The following is a 23,019-nucleotide window of genomic DNA, read 5'->3' on the forward strand; positions in this document are numbered from 1 at the left end:
GCTTATACCTCAAGCTGCTCGATCTGAACAATTTCGTTGCGGTTCAACACTTCCGACAGGTTCAGCATAATAAGCAGGCGCCCTTCCCCCAGCTTGGCAATGCCGCGCAAGTATTTGGCCTTGATGCCGCCTACGATTTCTGGCGGAGTGTCGATGTTGTCGGTATCAATATCAATAACATCGTTAGCCGCATCCACAATAAATCCGACTTCAATTTCGCCGACGGCTACAACGATAATGCGCGAATGCTCCGTAGGCGAGGTCTCCTCGAGACCGAAGCGGCCTCTAAGATCGAGGACCGGGACAACAACGCCGCGAAGATTAATGACGCCTTTAATGAAGGCTGCTGTCTTCGGTACTCTTGTAATTGGGGACAATCGCTCGATGGTGCGCACTCGTTCCACTTCAATTCCGTACTCTTCGTTGCCTAGCCCGAATACGATTACCTTCAATTCTTCTCCCATCGTACATAACCTCCCTTATTTAATTAAAGCGTTCGGGTCAATAATGAGCGCCACCTGGCCATCGCCGAGAATGGTCGCGCCAGAAATCGCGTGAACATTGGTCAAATATTTGCCCAGTGTTTTGAGTACAATCTCGCTTTGGCCAATAAATTCATCGACGATTACCGCCGCCCACTTATCGCCTTTGCGAATGACGATCATTTCATTTTCTTCTTCAGCCGTCTCATCAAAGTCTGGAGACTCCAGCACCTGGCTGAGCGATACGACTGGTATGATGGAATTACGGAATTTAATCATCCGGTTGCCGTGAACATTAAGCATGCTGCTGCGCTTCACGATGCCGGTCTCCACAATGGAAGTAAGCGGGATCGCATATTTCTCGGAGCCCAGCTTAATAAGCATCGCCGATATAATCGACAGCGTGAGCGGCAGCTGGACCGAAAACTTGGTGCCTTTGCCGAATTCGGAATGTACCGTCACATTGCCGCCCAAGGAAGTAATTTTGGTTTTAACAACATCAAGTCCAACGCCGCGGCCTGATATATCCGATATTTTGTCTGCCGTGCTGAAGCCTGGGGCGAAGATCAGCATATTAATTTCATCGGCATTTAGCTTCAAGCTCTCTTCTTCAGTAATAACCCCGTTTTTGATCGCGGTTTTGAGCACCTTCTCCTGATTGATGCCAGCGCCGTCCTCTTCCACCTCGATGAAGACATGATTGCCGCTATGATAAGCGCTCAGACGAATCGTACCCATCTCCGGCTTCCCTGACTCCAGACGCTTTGTCGTCGTCTCAATGCCATGGTCTACCGAATTGCGAAGCAAGTGAACGAGCGGATCGCCGATCTCATCAATGACGGTCCGGTCAAGCTCCGTATCCGCGCCAGTAATAACGAGATCAATCTTCTTGTCGAGCGACTTCGCGAGATCGCGAACCATGCGCGGGAAGCGGTTGAATACGGAGTCCACCGGCACCATCCGCAGCTTAAGCACGATATTCTGGAGATCCGAGCTGACCCGGGACATATGCTCCACGGTCTCCGTCAGGTCGTTGCGCTTCACCTCACTAGCCAGCTGCTCCAGTCGAACGCGGTCAATCAACAGCTCGCTGAACAGGTTCATTAACGTGTCCAGACGGTCGATATCGACACGAATCGTTCTGCCTACAGCAGCTTGTCCGCCGCCAGCCGCTCGCTTGGCCGGCTCTCCTGCTTCCTTCTTCGCAGCTTCAGCCGGAGTCGCCTCCTGGGCTTCAGCCGGCTTAGGAGGGGCTTCCACTGCCGCCGCGGCAGGCGCAGCAGTCAGAGAGGCCAACGATTCGGGATCAAGCGGCGTCACTTCCACCGAGGCGACCTCGGATATATTCGCGATTTGCGCCTGCAGCGAATCCGCAGTAACGGTTGAGATCGTAAACACCTTGAAAGAACGGTCGAACTTCTCCTGCTCCAGATCTTGAACGGAAGGGTCCGACTTGACAACCTCGCCCGTTCTCTCCAGGACGTCGAACACCATATATGCCCGCGCAGCCTTCAGAACACAGGTCTCATCCAGCGTCACCTGCACATAATAAGGCTCGTGGCCGCTTTCCATGGATTGCAGCAAGATGGAGGATTGGAACTGGTCCAGCAAGGCAGATGCGCCTTCAGCTTGCCCAGCGGGACTTGCCGCTGGCGCTGCCGAGGCAGCCCCGCTCTTGTAGTCGCTCTTCAGAATGGTCTGAAGCGAGGCGACAATGGCCGTAACATCTGCTTTGCCGGTGCCGCCGTCAATGATGTCCTGCACCATGGCCTCAAGCGCGTCCAAACCTTTGAACAGCGTATCGAAGATGAAGCTGTCCATCTTAAGCTTGCTGTTGCGGACGAGATCCAGCACGTTCTCCATCTCGTGCGTCAATGCCGCCAAATCCTCAAACCCCATTGTAGCGGACATGCCTTTGAGCGTATGTGCAGAACGGAAGATGGATTGTACGATGCTCAAATCTTCAGGATCGCCTTCCAGCTGCAGCAGATTTTCATTCAAGGATTGCAGATGATCATTGGATTCGTCGATAAACATGGACAAATACGCATTCATATCCATTTTCTAGCACCTCCTATTGAAAATATGTCTAATCAATTGATTACAGCGCTGACAAGCTTGGATGCAATTTGTTGAAGCGGGAGCACCTTCTGGGCAGCTCCGCATTCCACCGCGGAACGGGGCATGCCGTAGACGATGCAGGTTTCCTCCGCTTCCGCAATCGTTGTAGCGGCGCCGTTGTCCAGCAGGGCTTTGAGCCCTCGGGCGCCATCGCTGCCCATCCCCGTCATGACAACCGCATGACGCTCCAGCTCCTTGAAGGACAGCAGTGATTCGAACATGACATCTACGGAAGGGCGGTGACCGTTGCGCTGAGGCGCCTCCGTCAGTCTTATGAAGTAGCCTGCTCCGTCTTTGGCCAACTCCATATGATAGCCGCCTGGCGCGATGTAAGCGTGACCTGCTGCAACTCTCATGCCCTGCTCCGCTTCATGTACGTTCAGCTCGCTGAAGCTGTCCAACCGCTGTGCCAGCGATTTGGTGAATCTGGGCGGCATATGCTGAACGATTAGAACCGGCGCCGGGAAGCTTCCCGGCAGGGAGCAGATCACCTCGTGCAATGCCCGCGGACCGCCTGTTGAGGTTCCGATGGCGACCAAATGCTTGAAGGTTTCGGCTTGCTTTCCTTTGCTTGCCGGATTATGTGCAGTGGAAGACAACTTCAACTTCGTCGACGGAGCAGCTGCCGGAGGCTCTTCTTTAGCCCGCGGAACGATTGTTTTGCCGCCTAGGCTTTGCGGCTTTCCTCGCTCTGTTCGCTCTGTCTTGGTTGTCTTATCCGTTTTTGAAGCATAAGTATTGGATTTAGCTTGCGTAAGCGGGGATGCCGGCTTATCCGTCAGCCCTCCTCTGACCAGCTTCGAAGCCGGCTTCGGCTTGGACGGCGCTTCCCCTTGAAGCGTGTCAGCCGTTTGAGTCAGCTCGGCAGATGCGAGCTTCTGCGCAGACCCCTCGGCAAGCACGCTGCGACTGCTCCGCTTGGCGAGCACCGCCGTTTTCAGCTTCTCCAGAAGCTGTTCGCCGACATGGTTAATGTCGTCTCCAGAGGTGCCCACCGTAGGCTTGCGAATAAAGTCAAAGGCTCCGAATTGCAGCGCCTTGATTGTATCTCTTGTATTGTCCTCGCTTATTCCCGACAACATAATAATGGGAATCGGTCCTGCCTTCATGATGAGCTGCAGCGCGTCAAGCCCATTCATCTTAGGCATCTCCAAGTCCATAGTCATGACATCCGGCTTCAGCTCTGCTGCCATCATGACTGCTTCAAGACCATTGCTGGCCGTGGCGGCTATTTCGAATTGTCCGTCCTGAAGGATAAGGTCGCTTATAATTTTCCGCATGAAGGCGGAATCATCCACTACAAGAACCCGATAGGGAGCCATCGCTTCCCACCTCATTTCCAAAGGATTATCTTGAAAGTCTGAATAATTTGGTCAGGAATCCTTTGACGCCGCTGGCATCACCGTTCGACTGTGGAATGTCTAGAAACTCCTTCGCTATTCGAGTAATCGCTGCCGCGGCATCGCTGTCGGGAAACGCGATAATAAATGGCACCTGACGCTTGACCGCCTTGGATACATGCGGGTCGTCCGGCAGGATCCCCAGCGTCGGAAGCTCCGATTGGAGGAATCGATGAGCGACTAAGCTGATCTTCTGGGCTGTATCCCTTCCTTCCTTGAAATCGGATGAACGATTTACGACCAGCTTGAACGAAATGCTCATGTCCATGGCCTTCACCATTTTGATCAGGGCGTACGCATCGGTAATTGACGTTGGCTCAGGGGTTGTAACCACAATGGTCTCCTGGGCGGATGAGATGAATTTGACCGTTTCCTTAGACAATCCCGCGCCTGTGTCAAACAGGATCACATCGTATTCGCCGTGAAGCTTCTCAATTTCTCCGGCGAACCGGTTGAGCTGATCGTTGGACAGCTCCAGCAAATCCTTGAAGCCTGAGCCGCCAGCAATATAGTGGATGTCCTCCGGTCCCACCGCGATAATATCCCAAATCGTTTTTTCCTGCTTCAGCAGATGGTACAAGCTGTATTGCGAGCTTCTCCCCATTAATACATCAATATTGGCCATGCCGATATCGGCATCGAACACAAGAACCTTTTTCCCAAGACGTTTCAGAGCTATGGCGAAGTTCAAGCTGAAATTGGACTTGCCAACGCCGCCCTTGCCGCTGGTCACGGTAATAATACGTGTGTTTCTCTGGTCTGTGCGATGCTCCTGCTGTCTGACTAAATTGCGCAGCGCTTCAGCCTGATCATTCATTTTCGCCGTCTCCTAACAGCTGATCCAGATAGACCTGCACCCGGAATCGCTCAATATCATCTGGTACGGTTTGGCCGCTGGCCAAATAGATCGGTTGCAGCTGATATTTAAGGATTAAGTTAAAAATGGCACCGTACACCGTTGTTTCGTCCAGCTTCGTAAACAGCACCTTGTGTATGCCGTATTTGGTGAACCGTTCTGCGATGATCGACATATCCGACGTTTTGCCCGTTAGGCTTAACACTAAAATCGTTTCGTTAGGCTCATTCGACTGCAGAAGGCTGATGACTTCCGATACGTGCAGCTCGCTGCGGAAATTGCGTCCTGCCGTGTCCATGAAGATCAGGTCCCTTTCTGCCAATCCTTTGTAGGCTTTGGGCAGATCGGATGGAGAAAATACGACCTCCAGTGGAACGTTTAATATATTCGCGTACGTTCTCAGCTGATCGACAGCCGCTATTCTGTACGTATCGGAAGTAATAAAACCAACTTTTTTGCCTCGCTTTATCGTCTGCTCGGCGGCAAGCTTCGCAATCGTTGTTGTTTTCCCAACTCCTGTCGGTCCCACAAAATGAACGATTCGGGTCTCGCTGCTGATCTCCGCGTTGCAATAAGGCTCCAGCCACTCAGACAGAATACGTTTGGCTTGCTGCCAGACCTCTTCCTTCTGATAGGAGCGGTTTTCTAGCTTCTGCTTCTCCAGCAGATCCTCGACGATCTTGTCAATCCATGCCTCGTCAAGCTCCTGCTGGGTTAATCGTGTCTTGAGCAGCGCGATAGGCTCCGATAATTGAGTAAGGCCCTGCTGCTTGGAGAGCTTGACCATATACTCGCGCAGATCGCGAATTTCATTCACAATAAACTGGTCGATTTCTTCCCGCGGGGGCGCGCTCGGCTTCACAGCCGCTGCAGATGCTGCCGCGGCGTATGGCGCTGCTGGCGCATCCATTACTGCAGTGGCTGCACTAGCGCCTCGCTGGGCTGTCTGCAGGATTTGCTCCACCACGGCGTGAACCTCAGGCGTCGTTTTTCTAGGCGCTGGATTCTGTGCCTTGGGCGAATTGGATTCCACAGCCGCAATAACTTCCATCTTCTTCTTGCGAAACATGCCCATAAAGCCGCCAACCTTTATTTCCTTTGTGTCCAATATCACGGCATCCTTGCCTAGATCAGTGCGGATTTGCGATACAGCCTCCGGCAAGGCGTTCACCACGTAGCGCTTTACTCTCATAGATTCACCACCCCTACGCTTTGGACTTCAACGGAAGGCTCCAGCTCGCTGTAAGATAGAACTGGCACCTCCTGCATCGTCCGTTCGATTATTTGTCTCAGATACATGCGGATTGTAGGCGAAGCCAATACGATTGGCTGCTGGCCGGATTGAATTTGGCGGCTCACATGCTCATTCAGCTTCTGATATATACTTTGTGTTGATATCGGATCCAGGGCGATATAGCTGCCATGCTCTGTCTGTTGAACGGATTCCGCGATCTTCTTCTCAAGCTGCGGCCCTACCGTAATAACTCGCAGCGTATCTCCGCCAGGGGCGAATTGCTGCGTGATTTGGCGGGACAAGGCTTGTCTGACGTATTCCGTCAGAATGTCGGGGTCTTTAGTATAGTGGCCATGGTCAGCCAGCGCTTCGAAGATCGTTACCAAATCGCGAATAGACACCTTTTCCTTCAGCAGCTTGGCGAGCACCTTCTGCACATCCCCCACCGTAAGAATGGAAGGAATCAGCTCATCGATAAGCGCCGGATAGGATTCCTTGACGTTCTCCACCAGCATCTTCGCTTCTTGTCGGCCAATCAGTTCATGAGCATGACGCTTGACGACCTCTGTCAGATGAGTGGCGACAACCGACGGAGGATCGACGATCGTATAGCCGGACAGCTCGGCCCTCTCCTTCATCGTCTCATCAATCCAGAGAGCGGGTAGCCCGAACGCTGGTTCTGTTGTTTCAATACCGACAACGGAGTCGTCATCGAAGCCCGGGCTCATTGCCAAATAATGATTAAGAAGCAAATCACCTCGCGCCACGGCGTTTCCTTTGATTTTGATCACATATTCATTTGGACGAAGCTGGATGTTGTCGCGGATGCGAATGACCGGTACAACAAGTCCAAGCTCCAGCGCGCATTGACGTCGAATCATAATGATACGATCAAGCAAGTCGCCGCCCTGCTGGGTATCCGCCAGTGGGATCAGACCATACCCAAACTCGAATTCGATCGGGTCCACTTGCAGCAAGCTGATGACGCTCTCCGGACTGCGTACCTCCTCGATTTGCTGCTCCTCCACAAGCAGCTCCTCCTGCTCCTGCCGCTTGTCCATTCTCTTCTGCATCGTATATGCTCCGAATGCCAGAAGCCCGGCGAATGGCCACGTGGTCATAATGCCGATTGGAGTCAAACCAAGCACGGCAATCGTTCCCGCTGCTATATACAGCATCTTGGGGTACTTGAACAGCTGCCCCGTCACATCCTCCGACAGATTGCCATCCGATGCCGCGCGAGTAACAATTAAGCCGGCTGCCGTGGAAATTAACAGAGCAGGAATTTGTGCTACTAGACCGTCACCAATCGTCAGAATGGAGAAGGTCTCCAATGCTTCAGAAAACTCCATGCCATGCATGGCCATGCCGACAATAAAGCCGCCGATCAGGTTAATAATTAAGATGATGATGGTAGCGATGGCATCGCCTTTGACAAACTTGCTCGCACCGTCCATGGCGCCGTAGAAGTCCGCTTCCCGCTCAATCTTAGAGCGGCGATCCTTGGCCTGCTGCTCATTGATCAGACCGGAATTGAGATCGGCGTCTATACTCATCTGCTTGCCGGGCATCGCATCCAGCGTGAATCTTGCCGCAACCTCGGCTACGCGTTCTGAACCTTTGGTAATAACGATAAATTGAACGACGACTAGGATCAGGAAGACAATGAAGCCAATGACAACCTCGCCGCCGCCCACCCAGCTGCCGAACGTTGCGATGACATCGCCGGCCTCGGCGTTCTGCAGAATACTTCTCGTAGTCGATACCGATAGTGCCAGCCTGAACAGCGTTGTAATGAGGAGCAAGGAAGGAAATATAGAGAAATCAAGAGCTTCCCTTGTATTCATGGAAACCAGCAATATCATTAATGCGATGGATATATTCAGGATAAGAAGGATGTCGATTAGGAGGATCGGTATCGGAATGATCATCATGAGTACGATGCCGATAATGCCCAGAATAATGAATAAATCTTTTGGTTTCATGATGGATCCCCTCCTTCTTCTGCGCTGTGGACAGACACGCCGCTCTTACCTTCTGCGGCCTTTCAATTTGTATACATAAGCGAGTACCTCTGCAACTGCCTGGAACAAATCTGCCGGGATGACGTCTCCGATCTCGGCACATTCGTACAGCGCTCGGGCAAGCGGCTTGTTTTCCATTGTGATGACGCCATTCTCCTTGGCGATTTCCTTAATTCTGAGCGCCACATGATCCATGCCCTTGGCGAGAATGGTCGGCGCCTCCATGTTGGAAGCATCGTATTTGAGCGCGATTGCGAAGTGCGTCGGGTTCGTAATGACGACATCCGCTTTGGGAACATCCTGCATCATTCTCTGCAGCGCCATCTTGCGCTGACGCTCGCGAATCCGGCTTTTAATCAACGGATCGCCTTCCGATTTCTTGTATTCATCTTTAATGTCCTGCTTCGACATCCTTAAGCTTTTCTCGTGCTCGTATTTCTGGTATAGAAAATCAAGAAAGGCCAGCACCGCCAGCACAGCAGAAACCTGCAGCCCCAGCATGATCGTCAGGTGCGACGCAAAGGAGAAAATGGCTTCCAGTGGCTTGCTGGAAAGTGTCAGCATCTCGTCCCATTCGCGCATGATGGTCGTGTAGACCAGTATGGCGATAATCGTTACCTTCAAGATGCTTTTCAGAAATTCAACCAAGCTTCTCATCGAAAAAATACGTTTAAAGCCTTCGATGGGATTTAGCTTCTTCAGCTGAAATTTAAGACCTTCTCCCGTAAGCAAAAATCCGAATTGCATGATGTTGCCGACAACGCCCGCCAGCATAACGATGGCGAAAATGGGCAGCAGCATCATAAGAAATTGCGCGGCAATATTCATAAACAGCTCCATGACGTTGGCGGTTGTCAGCTCCATATTGAGCCAATGCTGGAAGAGTCCGCCGAACATGGCATCCACGCGGTTTCTATAATAATCGCCAAGCATCATGAATGAAGCGAACACGAACAGAAGAATAAATGCTCCGGGCAAATCCTGCGATTTGGCGACCTGGCCCTTCTTCCTGGCATCCTGGCGTTTCTTGGGTGTCGCTTTTTCCGTTTTCTCTTGGTTGAACATCTGCAAATCAAGCTGGAATCGAAACTTGCGCACCCTTGAAAGCCTCCTATTGTCCTTCTTGCGATCCGCCTTGAATTACCGCGAACAGCTGCTCCAGCGAATCGAACATAATGGAGAACAGCTTCTCGAACAAGGTCGCAAGTCCTGGCATAAGCAGGACGATCAAAAATAAACCCAGCATCAGCTTCAATGGCACACCAATAACAAATACATTGAATTGAGGCGCTGTTTTCGTCAAAAAGCCTAACCCTAAATCTGTCAGAAACATAGCCACTACGAGCGGGGCAGCGATTTGCAGGGCCAGCAGAAACGTATTGCTGAACACTCTTACCAGCAGCTCCGTTACGTTACCGCTCATCAGCCTGGCGAACAGCTCATTATCCAGCGGGATCCACTGGTAGCTGTCCATCAGTCCAGATAGCATATAATGATGGCCGTTCATCATCAGGAAAACGACCAGCATCAGCATAAATTTGAAATTGCCCAGAAGCGGCGCCGAAACACCGGAATGCGGATCTACGACGTTCGCCATCGCAAAGCCGATCTGCATATCCATTAAAGCGCCAGCGGTTTGCACCACCATAAAAAACAGATAAACGACGAACCCTATTAATAGACCGATAATAATTTCCCTCAGCACCGACAAGACATAAAGCGCATCCGGGACGATCGTCTGCTCCATGCCATAGGAGAGAAACACGATCAGCGATATAAAAAAGCCGAGGCCCAGTTTAAACGTATTCGGCACACCTCGGGAAGAAAAGACTGGAGCAACGACGAAAAACGCAGTAATTCGACAAAAAATAAGCAAAAAAATGGGGAAACCCTGTACGATCGCATTCATGCTCTCACAACCTAACCGATATACTGATGAAGATTATTCAGTAAGTTGTAGGTGAAATCGACGATCGTATTCAGTATCCATGGACCAAATACGATAATGGATACAAACACAGCGACAATTTTTGGGACAAAAGCAAGCGTCTGCTCCTGGATTTGCGTCGTCGCCTGGAACACGCTGACGATCAAACCTACTATCAGAGCAAGTGCAAGCATGGGTGCGCTGGCTTTCAGAACGGTAAAAACCGCATCTCCGGCTAGTCCGATTACAAAATCCGCGCTCATCGCCTTCATCACCTGCACTTATCATGTATTAAAACTGAGCAGCAACGATTTGGTGATCAAGTACCACCCGTCTACCAGAACAAACAGGAGCAGCTTAAAAGGAAGCGAAATCATAATAGGCGGCAGCATCATCATACCCATTGCCATTAGCGTGCTGGATACGATCATATCGATAACCAGAAACGGGATAAAGATCATAAATCCCATCTGGAACGCTGTCTTCAGCTCACTGATTGCGTATGCTGGGACAAGAACAGTCAGCGGTATGTCTTCTATGGTCGCCGGCTTCTCCGTCTTCGTATAATTCATGAAGAGCATGAGATCCTTTTCCCTTGTATGGACGAACATAAATTCCTTCATCGGTACCGCAGCCTTATCGAATGCTTCCGTCTGCGTCAATTCCCCCTTCAGATAGGGCTGAAGGGCCGTCTCGTTCACCTGGCCGAACGTAGGCGCCATAATGAACAAGGTGAGAAATAACGCGAGTCCGATCAGCACCTGATTCGGGGGCATCATCTGAGTCCCGAGGGACGTCCTGACGAAGCTGAGAACGATGACGATTCTTGTGAAGCTGGTCATCAGCACGAGTATGGCTGGCGCAAGGCTTAACACGGTAATGAGCAGCAATAGCGTTAAAGCGCTAGTGCCCGGCTGCTCCCCCTCCGCCCCTCCGATGTCGATTGACACGTCTGGCAGGGGATTGGCGAAAGCATGCGGCTGCGCCAGCATCGAGAACAGCAGCACAGCAGCAATAGACAGCAGCAGCTTATTTCTTCTCATGATCCATCAACCGTTCATTTGTATTATGTTCATGAAGCATAGCCTCCAATTGCTGTTTGCGATCGGACTGCTTGCTCATCTTGGATTGAAGCATATCCTGGAAGCTGGAGGCTTCGTTCCACTCCCCTGGCTCATCCCCGTCAGTCTTGGAGCGGCGCTGCCACTTGTCCAAGATGGACTTAAAGTCCACCCTCTTCCATGTCGTATCGCCCTGACGCTCCAATGCGGCTGCCAGCTGCGCCGCCTCCTCCGGATCGGTCAGCTTATCCAGCAACGTAATTTGTTGTCCAACGCCTACAATATAGATTCGCCCGCCTATATCTACAACCTGAAGCGATTGATTCTGGCCCAGCGCTATACCGCCAAGCGAACGCATGGAACGGTTGCCGCCCCATAGCTGATTGCGCTTGGACAGCCACTTCAGTGCAAACAGGATTAGCGCGACGACGACGGCCAGCGCAACCATGACCCAAACGAGGCTGCTGATCAAATCTGAGGCCGATGCGCCGGGAATATTGTCCTGCGGCTGCCCCAGGTCACCGATGCCGCTGGAATCAGCAGCAGCCAGTGTCGGCAATGCAGCCCACCCTACTAGCGTAAGGAGAGCCGCGCGCATTCTAGGATCCTTCATGATAGGGAAACCGTTACCCTAACGTTTTCTTAATCGCTTCGATAACGCGATCCGCTTGGAACGGCTTGACAATAAAGTCCTTTGCTCCAGCCTGGATGGCATCAATAACCATCGCTTGCTGACCCATCGCAGAACACATGATCACCTTCGCGTTGCCGTCGAGCTTTTTGATTTCCTTAAGCGCGGAGATCCCGTCCATCTCGGGCATCGTAATGTCCATTGTAATCAGATCCGGCTTAAGCTCCTTGTACTTCTCAACTGCCTGCGCACCATCCTGCGCTTCTCCAACTACCTCGTACCCGTTTTTGGACAGGATATCACGAATCATCATGCGCATAAATGCGGCGTCGTCTACGATAAGAATGCGGTTTGCCATCTTCATTTCCTCCTAGGATGTTATTGTAATTTTTGAATGCGGTCCCACTGGCTTACGATATCCGTGACGCGAACGCCGAAATTCTCATCGATAACAACAACCTCGCCTTTGGCAATCAGCTTGTTATTGACCAGAATATCGACAGGCTCGCCTGCCAGCTTGTCCAGCTCAATAATTGAGCCCTGAGAAAGCTCAAGAATATCCTTAATTTGTTTCTGGGTCCTACCTAATTCTACAGTGACCTTCAACGGTATGTCGAGCAATAAATTCAAATTCGTGCCGTCATTCGACGCAAATTGCGGCTGGCCAAAGTTGGCGAATTGAACAGGCTGCACATTCACATTTCGATTCGGGCTTGGCGCGTATCCGGCTGGCGGATATTGCCCCGCGTATGGATCATAGGCCGCAGCAGGCTGCCCATATCCAGGATATGGTGGAGCTGGCGGCTGCTGATACATTGGCGGTGGCGTCGGAGGAGCCATCATGCCCGCTGCCGCCGCTTGGTGCATGCCCGCATATGGATCGGGGGCCGCTGCCGCCGCTGGCTGCGCTGGCGCAGGCGCAGGCGCAGGTGGAGGCGTTGGCGCTGCTGCCGCAGGCGCCGGGGCAGGTGTCGGAGCTGGCAGCTCTTCAGCCGTACCCATTAGAATAGATACCATCTGCTTCGCGAACGTTACCGGCAGTAGCTGCATGATGGTGGAATCAATTAAATCGCCAATTGCAAGCCGGAATGAAATTTTGATGAACACATCGACAGGAGGAAGATGCCCCATGCCGTCTCCGTTATGAACATCCAGAATATCGATTCCAGGCGGTGAAATGTTGACAAAGCGATTGAAGATAGTTGACATCGACGTTGCCGAGGAGCCCATCATCTGATTCATGGCTTCCTGCACAGCGCTGATATGAATTTCATTCAGCTCGCCAGGAACCACCTGTCCCTCGCCGCCCAGCATCAAATCCGCAATAACCTGCGCGTCGTTCGTATGGATAACAAGCGAGTTAATGCCTTCGAAGCCGTCAACATAATTGACGCTGACCGCGACATGCGGCTTAGGAAATATATCGCCAAGCTCCTCGCGCTTGACCAAGGTAACCGTTGGCGTCGTAATATCTACTTTTTTGCCCAGCAGCGTCGACAATGCGGTAGCCGCGCTCCCAAAGGTAATGTTGCCGATTTCCCCCAGCGCGTCCTGCTCCATCTCGGACAAATAATCGGAGAGCACGACATCATTGGAAGGCGCTTCTTCAGGCTCGCCAGAGGATTGACGAAGCAGCGCGTCGATTTCCTCTTGTGACAAATAATCCTTACTCATCATTTTCTTCTTCAGCTCCTTCGTTTACGATTTTGTCCACTTGTATCGCAATTTTATCTCGAACCGAGCCTGGGCTTCCGATAAATTTTAATTTATCTCCAACAAAGATTTTTAAGCCTTCATCTACCGACTTGTTTAGATTTAACACATCGCCGGCGCTAAGGGACAGAAATTCGTTGATCGTAATGGACGTCTCGCCAAGCTCCGCAACAATGGGCAGCTTCGCTTTGTTTACGCGCTGCTCCAGAATTTCCACTTCGCCAGGGATACGCTCCTTCTTCTGCGACACGAACCAGTGATGAACAGACAGCCGCGGCATAATCGGCTCGATGACGACGTGCGGTATACATAGGTTGATCATGCCAGTCGTATCGCCAATCTTGGTACTGAATGAGATAAGGGCGATGGTTTCGTTAGGCGATACAATCTGCATGAATTGCGGATTCGTCTCCAGCGCCTCCAGTCGAGGCTGAATATCCATAACCGTCTTCCATGCTTCCTGCAGGCTGTCGAATGTTCTGGCGAATATTCTCTCCATAACAGTTGTTTCGATTTCGGTCAAATTGCTGATCTTGGAGGGAGCCACGCCTTGTCCGCCCAGCATCCTGTCCAGCATCGCATAAGCGACGTTGGGATGCACCTCCAGCACCATCCGCCCTTCCAGCGGCTCGGCTTCAAATATGTTCAGAATCGTCATTTTGGGTATGGAGCGAATGAACTCGTCATAAGGCAATTGTTCGACATCGACCACATTAATTTGAACAAAAGTGCGAAGCTGAGCCGAGAAATAGGTTGTCAAATATCGCGCGAAGTTCTCATGTATACGAGTCAAGCTGCGGATGTGATCCTTCGAGAACCGAACGGCGCGCTTGAAATCGTACACACTGACCTTGCGCGTTGTTTCTTCCTTCTTCAAATCCTCCGCATCCATTTCGCCGGACGATAAGGCGGCAAGCAGCGCGTCGATTTCGTTCTGCGATAATACATCAACCAATTCTCTCACCTCCTTCGAGGAATAGCTTCGCTAATTAAATCTCAGTAATAATAAAGTTCGTAATTTCTACCTTCACTAGCTTACCGCTTGGCAGTATGGGATTGATGAGCGTCAACAGCTTGGACTCCAGATAGTCCTCTCCGGCAGAGCCGTTCAGCTCCTCTGCCTTCAAGTCCGCGAGCGTGCGGCTCACGATTGGCTTGATCTCAATTTCGAGCAGCTTGTCGAACTCTTCTTTCGTTTTCTTCTCGTCTAGCTGGAAGGCGAAGCTCATACGAACGACATAGTTAGGGTCAAGCAGGTTCCGCTGAAAATCCTTCAGCTCAGAAGTTACTTCCACGCGTTCGTCAGCTGTCAACACCGCGATCTCGACAGGCTCTTCATGATGCGCCGCCTCGTCGGTCGGATCATTGAACATCGTCCGGAACAAAATAATGGCCACGATGGCGATGAGAGTGATGGACAATAAAATTGTAATTAACCAAGGCATCATCTTTTTCATGTCGAAGGACCCTCCGTTTTACTCTTTTGGGCCGCAGCAACGAGGCCAATTGTTTGAAGAAACTGCTGATTAAGCGCGATGAGCTCAGGCGTCTTTTCTTTCACGACAAGCTTATTGCCGGTCGTGAGCGTAATAACGGTATCAGCAGCCTCTTCAATCAATTCAATTAGAAGAGCATTAATTGTTATTTTGGTTCCGTTCAAACGCGTTACGGTAATCATGAGTTATCCCCTCTTTATTTCGGGGAGGCTTGCGCCTCCCCCTGTGCTATGGATTGGATTAACGTTTCAGATTGACAACCTCTTGCAAAATTTCGTCGGAGGTCGTGATAATTCGGGAGTTCGCTTGGAAGCCGCGCTGTGCCACAATCATTTCGGTAAACTCGGCTGTCAGATCGACGTTCGACATCTCCAGCTGTCCAGAGATGATGGCGCCTGTTCCAGCTTCGGCGTCATTGGCTGCGAACAGCTCGAACTCTCCCTCCGGATTGGCGTTGACAGTCATCCGATACAGGTTACCGCCAACCTTCTCAAGACCGCTGGGGTTGACGACTCTGGCAACGCCGAGCGGTCCGTATTCCACCTGACCGTCCGCTGTCACACCAAGCAGAGTACCGTTCTGGCTAATCGTAAACGCCGTAACCTCTTCATCCAGCACGATTGGGGCTCCATCCTGACCGAGCACGAACATGCCGTCCTGCGTAACGAGCTGTCTATTCGCATCCAGTGTAAAGTTACCGGCGCGTGTCAGCAGCATTTCCCCTCCGTCGCCGGCGGATACAACAAAAAATCCGTCGCCGTCAATGCGGAGGTCTGTTACTTGATTCGTTGTCATAGCAGATCCCGCGGTATGAATCGTATCAATCGAACCAATCGCAACGCCAAGACCGATCTGCTTGGCGTTAACGCCGCCGCTTGTGCCTTCCTCAGGCGCCGTTACGCCGGACACCGTCTGGCTTAGAATGTCCTGGAACATAACGCGGCCCGCTTTGAAGCCGACCGTGTTCACGTTCGCAATGTTATTGCCGATGACGTCAAGCTTGGTTTGAAACCCTCGCATACCGGATACGCCGGAGTACATAGATCTTAACATGGTTTCAGTTCCCCCAATGGTTATAATTTACAGATGTCCGCTGCTTCAATCGATCCGCATGCGGCAAGGCCTCCGTTAGGTCCAGCCTTAAGAAATAATAATGGCGCTGTCTATTTGCGTAAATACGCTGCTCTTCATTTGATTGCCATCCATGGCCGTTACCACGGTACGGCTTGGTACATTCACGATCATGGCAATATCCTTTAATACAATTAAGGAATCCTTGGCGCCCTTGGATGCCGCGTCGTCGACAGCCTTCATAAGCTGATTCAGCGATTCGGGCTGAAGCGTGATGCCTCTCTGCTGCATGCGCACTTCGGCGTGATGGCTGAACCTCAAGGTTGTGGAGCTAAGCAGCTTGCCGAATGGAGTGGCCGATCCCGTCTGGCCGTTGCCGGTCTTGGCTGTTTTGTCAGAAGCTAGCGGCGACTGCTTGATCGGAAACAGATGTCCAATCTTCATGGAATCGCTCATGGTGCTTCCACCTCTTCCGCTCCGGCCTCAGCCTCATCGGCATCTTCCTCCGGCTCAGCCTCAGTCCTGCCAGGATCTGTGTCCGAGATCGAAACGAGATAGTCCAACGCCACTTCCTTGGCACCGATCTGGGCGTATAATACGCCGTCCTTCGACAAGATGGAATCCACCTGCCCGCTCATGGTCGCGATCGCGCCAGTCTCGTCATATTCGTTCCACTCCACAAACTTTCCGATCATGCTGGAGGCTGCACCAATATTTTGACGCATTAACGATAATTCAGTGGACATATTCATCAGCTGCTCAACGGACGTGAACTGCGCCATCTGTGCGATAAATTCCTTGTCCTGCAAGGGCTGCATGGGATCTTGGTTGCGCAGCTGCGTGACCAGAATAGTTAGAAATTGATCCTTCCCAAGTGTGTCCGAGCTGCTTCTGGCAGCTGCAGTCCGAACGTTTGACACATCATAATTGGGCCATACGTTGCGCGTCGATACGCTGTCTGCCATCCTTCGTTCACCTCCCGTCATCCCTATTGAAAGCTATCCCATCCTGCTCTTAGCCACTTAAGCTGTTTCATTGATGGAACGTCCGTATCCCAAGCCCTGAATAGCAGCTTGCTCCACCAGGTCGGATTCAAACGCGTTATCTGTTACCTTCTGGTCATCTCGGAAGCCTTGACGATTGCCTGATGACTGTCCACCCTGCTGGCCGTGGCCCGCATGCTGCTGAGACAGCTCGGATGAGGAGGAGCTTTGTGTCACCTCCAGCTTATCCACATGGAGACCCTGTGCTTGCAGGGACGCTCTCAGCTGTGCCATCTGGTTGTCCAGCATATCCTTAGCCATAGCGGAATCCGTCTGGAATATCGCGGTCAGCACACCATTCTGCATCGAGATCCGCACATCCACTTGACCCAGATGCTCAGGGAACAGCATCAGCTTTGCCTCAGACAAGCCGCTAACGGTATGTATATCAAACTTCGATACGATCATGCCGTTCATGGTCTCTGCGAAATCATCAGCCAGTACGAAGGCCGAAGGCGCCGCAGCTGCCTTATGCAATAGCGGAGAAAACTCCTTTACATTATCCGGTCCGATAAAAGGCAGTGTCCCTGAAGCGAGCGATTCGCCGCCTTTGGCCTCGCCAGCCATTTCCTCGTAAGGCATACCCGCCGCCTCGGCAGCTGACGATATCGCCCCATTCAAAACAGAGGGATGATTCACCGCCTGCGACAGCCGCTGGAGAAGAGCTGATGTATCTTTAGTCGTTGCAGGCTGAGCCATCAACCAAGCTGGAAGTGCTGCTTCCGACTGGGCTTTACTGCTGGAGCTTGAAGATTTGTCCTCCGACAAACTAACCGCCATCGTTTGCAATTGAGCCATAATCAGCGCAAATGGCTCCTGGCCCTTCAGCTGCTTCATAGCTCCAAGCTGCAACGCTGCCTGTAGCTGAAGCAAACCATCCTGAATACCTGATTTCACATTGGCAAGCATCTCGTGGGCATCTACAGTCTCTGATGCGTCGCCAGAGCCGGTATTCGTTGGAGGCATCGGTACGCCAAGCAGAGCGAGTAGCGCCTGTAAGGAATCAAGCAAGGCTTGAAGCTGTTCAAGCTGCTCCAATGCCGCGTTCGATTCATTCGATTGTGCCATGCTCGCATCCAGCTGATCCACCAACCCTTCAATGAAAAAGCTGATGTCTTCAACGGTAGGGGTTGCACCTTGCTCTGCTCCCGCAGTCAGCGCCTCCAGTCCAGCAGCAATGGCAAGTAGCCCGACGGTAGATGGTTGTTCGCTGCCGCCATTAGCTTCTGTGCCCATGATCTGAACCAGTGCCTGCTGAAAGCCCTCTCCCTCAGAGCCAGCTGTTCCGTTCGCATTCGACCCTAGCTTAGCGGCAGATGCTTGTCCCATTGAGGTGCTGCTTACATGTAGCATATCCATTTCAATTCACCTCCTTTCCCGTACCTGCTTTGGCATTATGAGCCAGACATCAGCTTGGACATGATACCTGCTGCCGCTTCCTCGTCAATGCTCGACATCTCTGCCAGAATGGAAGAACGAGTGCCGTCATCCACGGCATTCAAGATGCGGATAACCTTGCTGGGACTAATATCAATCATCCCAATAAGCATTTCGCCTGCGCTTTTAGCGTCCATGGCCGAGAAAGTTGCACGAAGCTGGTCCTGATTCAATGTGGAGGATGCCGGCTTTTCAACCGCAGCAGCGGCTTCCGCTTTTTCGAGACGGGCTTGCAGCGCTGCAAGCTGCTGATCCTTAGCCGTCACGCTGTCCTTCATCTTCATCGTCACCTCTGCGGCGATCGCAGGATTCATCTTCTCCATAATTCGGACTCGGTCATCCGCACGCATCGCCGAGAACAACAACACCATTTCATCATTGGTCAGGTTCTGTACGATTGGAGCCGCCTTGCTGGGCGTCATCCTGGTGAACATGCTGGCAAGCTCGGTAATCTTCGCTTGGTATTGCTCGTCATCCAGCTTCTTTTCTTCCGTCTGCTGCTTCAACGCTTCATTCTCTTGCTCTAGCTCCTTGACTGCCGTCTCTTGCGAGGATTGTGAGCTGGTCGTGTCCGCAAGCTGCTGCTTGGCTTCGGCGAGCTCAGCCTCGAGCTCCTGTATACGTTCGTTCATCTTGATCGTCCGGATTTGATCGTCATCCATTGTGCTGCCGGTAACCTCCGGCTCCGGCAGAACGTTCTTCACCACGGGGACAGATTGTCCGAACTGAAGCGCTCGATTACGGAAATCGGTGTCGAACAAGGTAAGCAGTACGCCCAACAAAACGATTACGAATAAGATCGGCACCATCACGAACAAGAAGCGTTCGAACCCGTTATAACCTTTTTCCAATTCTGCATCCGCCATATTCTTCACTCCTTCAAGCGGCGTCCCACGGTGCTACGGGGTAGGCATGATGAACCTAACGGTCGCCATTTCGTCAAGCTCGTTCTGCTCCTTCAGCTGCAAAGCCTGCTTAAAACGATCAAGAGCATGGTCTTTGGCTTTCAGCCACACCTTTTCGTCCTTCATTTTGTCTGCAAGCTTCGAACGGTTTTGCTCAACCTTGCGTTCAGCCTGCCATACATCCTTCAGCTTCTGTTCAATGCGCAGCTGCAGGTGGTCGATGTAATCGCCAATCAACCGCAAATCGGATAATGGCATGCCAGTCTGGGAAGCCTCCTGAAGCTTGTTCTCCCAATCCGACTTGATCTCCCTAAGCTCGTGGAGCGACTTTTCTTCCTCTTGCAGTGAGCTAAGCGCTGTTGACAGCACCCATTCCGCCTGCGTCTTTTCGCTGGTCTTCAGGTCTACAATTTTTTGAAAGGAATAATGAAAGGAAGCCAATCCGCTCAACTCCTATAAAATTCATTCAGAAGACGTTCCTGCGTATGCTGCAGATTTGTTTTTTCATTCGTTTTTTGTCTGGTGAAGGCATGAATAGCGTCGATATGTTCAATGGCCGTATCGATTTCTTTGTTCGAGCCTAGCTGATACGCCCCGATATTGATGAGATCCTCCGAATCCTTGTAGAGAGAGAGCAGCCGCTTTAACCGATTGGCTGCATCCTGCTGCTCTTCGGATACGATTTCCTTCATCACGCGGCTTACGGAGGCCAGCACGTCTATCGCAGGGAAGTGGCCTTTATGGGCAATATGACGACTGAGCACAATATGGCCATCCAGAATGCCTCGCACCGCGTCCGCTATCGGCTCATTCATATCATCACCATCAACCAATACGGTATAGAAGGCGGTGATGGAGCCTTTGACTCCGGTTCCCGCTCGCTCCAGCAGCTTGGGCAACGCAGCGAATACGGATGGTGTATAACCCCGTGTAGCGGGAGGCTCGCCCACGGCAAGACCTACCTCGCGAAGCGCCATTGCATAGCGGGTAACGGAATCCATCATCAGCATCACGTTCAGTCCGCGGTCCCGGAAATATTCCGCGATGCTGGTCGCGATAAGCGCGCCCTTCATTCGAATGAGCGCCGGCTGGTCGGAAGTTGCAACGATTACGACAGAACGAGCTAAGCCTTCAGGTCCCAGGTCCTTCTCCATAAACTCCAGCACTTCCCGGCCTCGTTCGCCAATCAACGCAATCACATTGACATCAGCTGACGTATTGCGGGCGATCATGCCGAGCAGGGTGCTCTTGCCTACTCCGGAGCCAGCGAATATGCCAACGCGCTGGCCTTGGCCGACAGTCAGCAAGCCGTCAATCGCGCGCACACCGATACTAAGCGGATCCTTGACTCTCGGCCTGCTCAGTGGATTACTTGGCTCGTTATGAGTGGAGTAGTGCTGCATGCGGCTTGGCAGACGCGAGCCGTCGAGCGGATTACCAAGTCCGTCAAGCACCTTGCCAAGCAGCTCGGAGCCGACCTGCACCGTTAGCGGCTTGCCCGTACCTACAACGTCACAGCCCGGGCTGATCGCGTGCAGTTCGCCAAGCGGCATCAGAATAACCTTGTTATTCCGGAAGCCGACTACCTCCGCTTTCAGAGGTTTGGCACCCTTGGAAGGATAGATGTAGCATAGGTCGCCAATACTGGCGTCTGGACCTTCCGATTCAACGGTCAAGCCAATGACCTGCGTAACCTTCCCGTTCACTCGCACGGGATCAATCGGCCTGAGATGCTCCAAATATTTGCCGATATCCAGCTCAATCGAATGCATGCGCCTGACCTCTCTCTTCGCTGCTATGATGTGCCAATCCGATCAGCTCGCGCTTGATCTCGGCCAGCTGTGTGTCGATGCGGGCGTCAATACTTCCGAACGAGGAACGAATGACACAGCCATTATCCTTAATGGAGGAATCCGGCAAAATCTGCAGTTCCGCTTGCGAATCGATTGCGGTATGAAGCTCTTCTCGGGCGGCTTGCACAAACGCCAGCTGAGAAGGAGCCACACATAAGGTTATGACACCTTGCTCGCGTCTGCGTGATAATGATTTACGGATAAACTCAATCATTACATCCGGAGCAAGTGTTAATTGCTGTCCAATAATTTTTTCAGCGATAGCACAGCTAAGCTCCACGAGAAACGGCTCCGCCTCTTGAATAATTTGCTCGCGGGTGGAATAAGCGAGACTCAGCACCTCTGCCGCTTCCTCCAGCTTGGCTTGCCATTGCTGTTGCAGATCGGCTTGAGATGCAGCCGTCCCTTCCGCGTAGCCCTGCTCAAAGCCGGCTTGCCTGGCCGCTTCGGCAGCGTGAATGTCCTCATTCCGCTTCTCCAGCCACCAGAGCTCAATCTGGGCCTTTGCTTCTTCGAGCATGGTCTCGCATTCCTTGGACGTTTCTCTCAGCTGATTTTCGGCGAACGCTTGAGCGTCCTCCATAATTTGATCCCGAAGGGACAACGTCTCCTCATCTGGTCCGGCAGGCTCCTCTGGAACAGTGTGCTCATGGCCTTCCGCAGCTGGTGCCGAGTAAGGATTGATCCAAGATAACTGTTTCGATTGCTCAAGCGGAATGACGCTGGTCGACTTGATCAAATTAGACAATGATATCATCTCCTCCGCCGCGCGCGATGATGATTTCGCCCGACTCTTCTAGCCTGCGAATCGTAGCGACGATTCTGGTCTGGGCTTCCTCGACGTCACGCAGCCGGACAGGGCCCATGATATCCATCTCTTCCTTGAACGTATCCGCCATCCGTTTGGACATATTGCGGAAGATGGCTTCTCGCACTTCCTCGCTTGCAACCTTGAGGGCAAGCTGGAGATCGGCGTTCTCGATATCGCGAATGATTCGCTGAATGGAGCGGTTGTCGATGTTGACGATATCCTCGAACACGAACATCCGCTTCTTGATTTCTTCTGCAAGCTCCGGATCCTGAATCTCCAGCGCGTCCAGAATCGTACGCTCCGTACCACGGTCGACGCCGTTCAGGATTTGAACGATGGAGTCTATACCGCCAGCATTCGTGTAGTCTTGTGTAACCGTAGCCGACAGCTTCTGCTCCAGCACCCGCTCAACCTGTGAGATGACCTCTGGAGACGTGCTGTCCATGAGCGCCACTCTTCTGGCCACATCCGCCTGCTTATCTTGCGGCAGCGAGGACAATATTTGAGAAGATTGATCCGGCTGCAGGTAAGACAGCACCAAAGCGATAGTCTGAGAATTTTCGTTCTGGATAAAGTTCAAGATTTGAGCTGGCTCAGCCTTGCGCGCAAAGTCGAAAGGTCTGACCTGCAGCGTGGCAGTCAAGCGATTAATAACCTCCAGCGCCTTCGTCTCGCCAAGCGCTTTCTCCAGAATGTCCTTGGCGTATGAAATACCGCCTTGCGATATATATTCCTGCGCCATGCAGATTTGATGAAATTCACTTAAGATAAGCTCCCGGTCCTGGCTGTCCACCTTACGAACGTTCGCGATTTCGAGCGTCAGCTGTTCAATTTCATCATCTCGAAGATGCTTGAATATTTGAGCGGAAACCTCGGGCCCGAGCGTTATTAATAAGATCGCTGCTTTTTGTCTGCCGGTTAGCACTTGCATCGTCTTAGACAATGACAGTCCTC

At 52.0% G+C, this 23,019-nt stretch carries 25 protein-coding genes; all 25 read right to left on the minus strand.

What is annotated here, in order from left to right; all coding sequences use genetic code 11:
- Window positions 1-2: 2 nt before the first annotated feature.
- Window positions 3-464 (minus strand): chemotaxis protein CheW, encoded by a 462-nt coding sequence (locus AB1S56_RS13870; RefSeq protein WP_340868670.1) that lies wholly within the window; start codon window positions 462-464, stop codon window positions 3-5.
- A gap of 15 nt (window positions 465-479) precedes the next feature.
- Window positions 480-2,543, minus strand: a complete 2,064-nt coding sequence (locus AB1S56_RS13875; protein ID WP_340868669.1) for a chemotaxis protein CheA — start codon at window positions 2,541-2,543, stop codon at window positions 480-482.
- A 32-nt stretch (window positions 2,544-2,575) separates the two neighbouring features.
- On the minus strand, window positions 2,576-3,940 hold the full coding sequence (locus tag AB1S56_RS13880) for a chemotaxis response regulator protein-glutamate methylesterase (RefSeq protein ID WP_367903470.1): 1,365 nt from the start codon (window positions 3,938-3,940) through the stop codon (window positions 2,576-2,578).
- A 10-nt stretch (window positions 3,941-3,950) separates the two neighbouring features.
- Window positions 3,951-4,820, minus strand: a complete 870-nt coding sequence (locus AB1S56_RS13885; protein ID WP_340868667.1) for a MinD/ParA family protein — start codon at window positions 4,818-4,820, stop codon at window positions 3,951-3,953.
- The gene (flhF, locus tag AB1S56_RS13890; protein ID WP_340868666.1) at window positions 4,813-6,051 is read right to left on the minus strand and encodes a flagellar biosynthesis protein FlhF; all 1,239 of its coding nucleotides are present in this window, start codon (window positions 6,049-6,051) and stop codon (window positions 4,813-4,815) included. Before flhF ends, AB1S56_RS13885 begins: the two co-directional genes overlap by 8 nt.
- Window positions 6,048-8,078: a flagellar biosynthesis protein FlhA gene (gene flhA / locus AB1S56_RS13895; RefSeq protein ID WP_340868665.1), complete on the minus strand. Its 2,031-nt coding sequence runs from the start codon at window positions 8,076-8,078 to the stop codon at window positions 6,048-6,050. The genes flhF and flhA overlap by 4 nt, the downstream gene beginning before the upstream one ends.
- A 45-nt stretch (window positions 8,079-8,123) precedes the next feature.
- Window positions 8,124-9,215 (minus strand): flagellar biosynthesis protein FlhB, encoded by a 1,092-nt coding sequence (gene flhB / locus AB1S56_RS13900; protein ID WP_340868663.1) that lies wholly within the window; start codon window positions 9,213-9,215, stop codon window positions 8,124-8,126.
- A 13-nt stretch (window positions 9,216-9,228) separates the two neighbouring features.
- Window positions 9,229-10,026 carry a flagellar biosynthetic protein FliR gene (gene fliR, locus AB1S56_RS13905; RefSeq protein ID WP_340868661.1) on the minus strand — a complete coding sequence of 266 codons (798 nt, stop codon included), beginning with the start codon at window positions 10,024-10,026 and terminating at the stop codon, window positions 9,229-9,231.
- A gap of 11 nt (window positions 10,027-10,037) precedes the next feature.
- Entirely contained in the window at window positions 10,038-10,307 is a 270-nt protein-coding gene (gene fliQ, locus AB1S56_RS13910) for a flagellar biosynthesis protein FliQ (RefSeq protein WP_340868660.1), read from the minus strand.
- Window positions 10,308-10,328: 21 nt separating this feature from the next.
- On the minus strand, window positions 10,329-11,036 hold the full coding sequence (gene fliP, locus AB1S56_RS13915) for a flagellar type III secretion system pore protein FliP (protein WP_340868896.1): 708 nt from the start codon (window positions 11,034-11,036) through the stop codon (window positions 10,329-10,331).
- A gap of 37 nt (window positions 11,037-11,073) precedes the next feature.
- Entirely contained in the window at window positions 11,074-11,718 is a 645-nt protein-coding gene (locus AB1S56_RS13920; RefSeq protein ID WP_340868659.1) for a flagellar biosynthetic protein FliO, read from the minus strand.
- 13 nt (window positions 11,719-11,731) lie between these two features.
- Window positions 11,732-12,094 carry a response regulator gene (locus AB1S56_RS13925; protein WP_156280733.1) on the minus strand — a complete coding sequence of 121 codons (363 nt, stop codon included), beginning with the start codon at window positions 12,092-12,094 and terminating at the stop codon, window positions 11,732-11,734.
- A 20-nt stretch (window positions 12,095-12,114) separates the two neighbouring features.
- A complete protein-coding gene (fliY, locus tag AB1S56_RS13930; RefSeq protein WP_340868657.1) occupies window positions 12,115-13,413 on the minus strand; it encodes a flagellar motor switch phosphatase FliY in 1,299 nt (432 codons plus the stop codon).
- A complete protein-coding gene (gene fliM / locus AB1S56_RS13935; protein ID WP_340868656.1) occupies window positions 13,403-14,404 on the minus strand; it encodes a flagellar motor switch protein FliM in 1,002 nt (333 codons plus the stop codon). The genes fliY and fliM overlap by 11 nt, the downstream gene beginning before the upstream one ends.
- Window positions 14,405-14,438: 34 nt before the next feature.
- On the minus strand, window positions 14,439-14,906 hold the full coding sequence (locus AB1S56_RS13940) for a flagellar basal body-associated FliL family protein (RefSeq protein WP_340868654.1): 468 nt from the start codon (window positions 14,904-14,906) through the stop codon (window positions 14,439-14,441).
- Window positions 14,903-15,127 (minus strand): flagellar FlbD family protein, encoded by a 225-nt coding sequence (locus AB1S56_RS13945; protein WP_340868653.1) that lies wholly within the window; start codon window positions 15,125-15,127, stop codon window positions 14,903-14,905. The genes AB1S56_RS13940 and AB1S56_RS13945 overlap by 4 nt, the downstream gene beginning before the upstream one ends.
- 58 nt (window positions 15,128-15,185) lie before the next feature.
- Window positions 15,186-15,998 (minus strand): flagellar basal body rod protein FlgG, encoded by an 813-nt coding sequence (gene flgG / locus AB1S56_RS13950; RefSeq protein ID WP_340868652.1) that lies wholly within the window; start codon window positions 15,996-15,998, stop codon window positions 15,186-15,188.
- 87 nt (window positions 15,999-16,085) lie between these two features.
- Entirely contained in the window at window positions 16,086-16,472 is a 387-nt protein-coding gene (locus AB1S56_RS13955) for a TIGR02530 family flagellar biosynthesis protein (RefSeq protein ID WP_340868651.1), read from the minus strand.
- On the minus strand, window positions 16,469-16,981 hold the full coding sequence (locus AB1S56_RS13960; protein ID WP_340868650.1) for a flagellar hook capping FlgD N-terminal domain-containing protein: 513 nt from the start codon (window positions 16,979-16,981) through the stop codon (window positions 16,469-16,471). Before AB1S56_RS13960 ends, AB1S56_RS13955 begins: the two co-directional genes overlap by 4 nt.
- Before the next feature lie 57 nt (window positions 16,982-17,038).
- Window positions 17,039-18,418 carry a flagellar hook-length control protein FliK gene (locus AB1S56_RS13965; RefSeq protein WP_340868649.1) on the minus strand — a complete coding sequence of 460 codons (1,380 nt, stop codon included), beginning with the start codon at window positions 18,416-18,418 and terminating at the stop codon, window positions 17,039-17,041.
- A 35-nt stretch (window positions 18,419-18,453) separates the two neighbouring features.
- Window positions 18,454-19,362: an MgtE protein gene (locus AB1S56_RS13970; RefSeq protein ID WP_340868647.1), complete on the minus strand. Its 909-nt coding sequence runs from the start codon at window positions 19,360-19,362 to the stop codon at window positions 18,454-18,456.
- 33 nt (window positions 19,363-19,395) lie between these two features.
- Window positions 19,396-19,842, minus strand: a complete 447-nt coding sequence (gene fliJ, locus AB1S56_RS13975; protein WP_340868646.1) for a flagellar export protein FliJ — start codon at window positions 19,840-19,842, stop codon at window positions 19,396-19,398.
- A gap of 5 nt (window positions 19,843-19,847) precedes the next feature.
- The gene (fliI, locus tag AB1S56_RS13980) at window positions 19,848-21,173 is read right to left on the minus strand and encodes a flagellar protein export ATPase FliI (RefSeq protein WP_340868645.1); all 1,326 of its coding nucleotides are present in this window, start codon (window positions 21,171-21,173) and stop codon (window positions 19,848-19,850) included.
- On the minus strand, window positions 21,160-22,002 hold the full coding sequence (locus AB1S56_RS13985) for a FliH/SctL family protein (RefSeq protein WP_340868643.1): 843 nt from the start codon (window positions 22,000-22,002) through the stop codon (window positions 21,160-21,162). Before AB1S56_RS13985 ends, fliI begins: the two co-directional genes overlap by 14 nt.
- On the minus strand, window positions 21,995-23,008 hold the full coding sequence (gene fliG, locus AB1S56_RS13990) for a flagellar motor switch protein FliG (RefSeq protein ID WP_340868642.1): 1,014 nt from the start codon (window positions 23,006-23,008) through the stop codon (window positions 21,995-21,997). Before fliG ends, AB1S56_RS13985 begins: the two co-directional genes overlap by 8 nt.
- Window positions 23,009-23,019 lie beyond the last annotated feature (11 nt).

This window comes from Paenibacillus sp. PL2-23, from assembly GCF_040834005.1.
Taxonomy (GTDB): Bacteria; Bacillota; Bacilli; order Paenibacillales; family Paenibacillaceae; genus Pristimantibacillus.

What these genes read in the sequence shown, in the direction of transcription:
- fliP (WP_340868896.1), bottom strand. Translation starts at nt 11,036, where the DNA reads ATGCTGGCGCAGCCGCATGCTTTCGCCAATCCCCTGCCAGACGTGTCA.
- AB1S56_RS13875 (WP_340868669.1), bottom strand. Translation starts at nt 2,543, where the DNA reads ATGGATATGAATGCGTATTTGTCCATGTTTATCGACGAATCCAATGAT.
- flhF (WP_340868666.1), bottom strand. Translation starts at nt 6,051, where the DNA reads ATGAGAGTAAAGCGCTACGTGGTGAACGCCTTGCCGGAGGCTGTATCG.
- AB1S56_RS13960 (WP_340868650.1), bottom strand. Translation starts at nt 16,981, where the DNA reads ATGGCAGACAGCGTATCGACGCGCAACGTATGGCCCAATTATGATGTG.
- AB1S56_RS13920 (WP_340868659.1), bottom strand. Translation starts at nt 11,718, where the DNA reads ATGAAGGATCCTAGAATGCGCGCGGCTCTCCTTACGCTAGTAGGGTGG.
- AB1S56_RS13940 (WP_340868654.1), bottom strand. Translation starts at nt 14,906, where the DNA reads ATGAAAAAGATGATGCCTTGGTTAATTACAATTTTATTGTCCATCACT.
- AB1S56_RS13955 (WP_340868651.1), bottom strand. Translation starts at nt 16,472, where the DNA reads ATGAGCGATTCCATGAAGATTGGACATCTGTTTCCGATCAAGCAGTCG.
- fliR (WP_340868661.1), bottom strand. Translation starts at nt 10,026, where the DNA reads ATGAATGCGATCGTACAGGGTTTCCCCATTTTTTTGCTTATTTTTTGT.
- fliQ (WP_340868660.1), bottom strand. Translation starts at nt 10,307, where the DNA reads ATGAGCGCGGATTTTGTAATCGGACTAGCCGGAGATGCGGTTTTTACC.
- AB1S56_RS13885 (WP_340868667.1), bottom strand. Translation starts at nt 4,820, where the DNA reads ATGAATGATCAGGCTGAAGCGCTGCGCAATTTAGTCAGACAGCAGGAG.
- AB1S56_RS13870 (WP_340868670.1), bottom strand. Translation starts at nt 464, where the DNA reads ATGGGAGAAGAATTGAAGGTAATCGTATTCGGGCTAGGCAACGAAGAG.
- AB1S56_RS13965 (WP_340868649.1), bottom strand. Translation starts at nt 18,418, where the DNA reads ATGGATATGCTACATGTAAGCAGCACCTCAATGGGACAAGCATCTGCC.
- fliY (WP_340868657.1), bottom strand. Translation starts at nt 13,413, where the DNA reads ATGATGAGTAAGGATTATTTGTCACAAGAGGAAATCGACGCGCTGCTT.
- AB1S56_RS13945 (WP_340868653.1), bottom strand. Translation starts at nt 15,127, where the DNA reads ATGATTACCGTAACGCGTTTGAACGGAACCAAAATAACAATTAATGCT.
- fliI (WP_340868645.1), bottom strand. Translation starts at nt 21,173, where the DNA reads ATGCATTCGATTGAGCTGGATATCGGCAAATATTTGGAGCATCTCAGG.
- AB1S56_RS13880 (WP_367903470.1), bottom strand. Translation starts at nt 3,940, where the DNA reads ATGAGGTGGGAAGCGATGGCTCCCTATCGGGTTCTTGTAGTGGATGAT.
- AB1S56_RS13970 (WP_340868647.1), bottom strand. Translation starts at nt 19,362, where the DNA reads ATGGCGGATGCAGAATTGGAAAAAGGTTATAACGGGTTCGAACGCTTC.
- flgG (WP_340868652.1), bottom strand. Translation starts at nt 15,998, where the DNA reads ATGTTAAGATCTATGTACTCCGGCGTATCCGGTATGCGAGGGTTTCAA.
- AB1S56_RS13925 (WP_156280733.1), bottom strand. Translation starts at nt 12,094, where the DNA reads ATGGCAAACCGCATTCTTATCGTAGACGACGCCGCATTTATGCGCATG.
- flhA (WP_340868665.1), bottom strand. Translation starts at nt 8,078, where the DNA reads ATGAAACCAAAAGATTTATTCATTATTCTGGGCATTATCGGCATCGTA.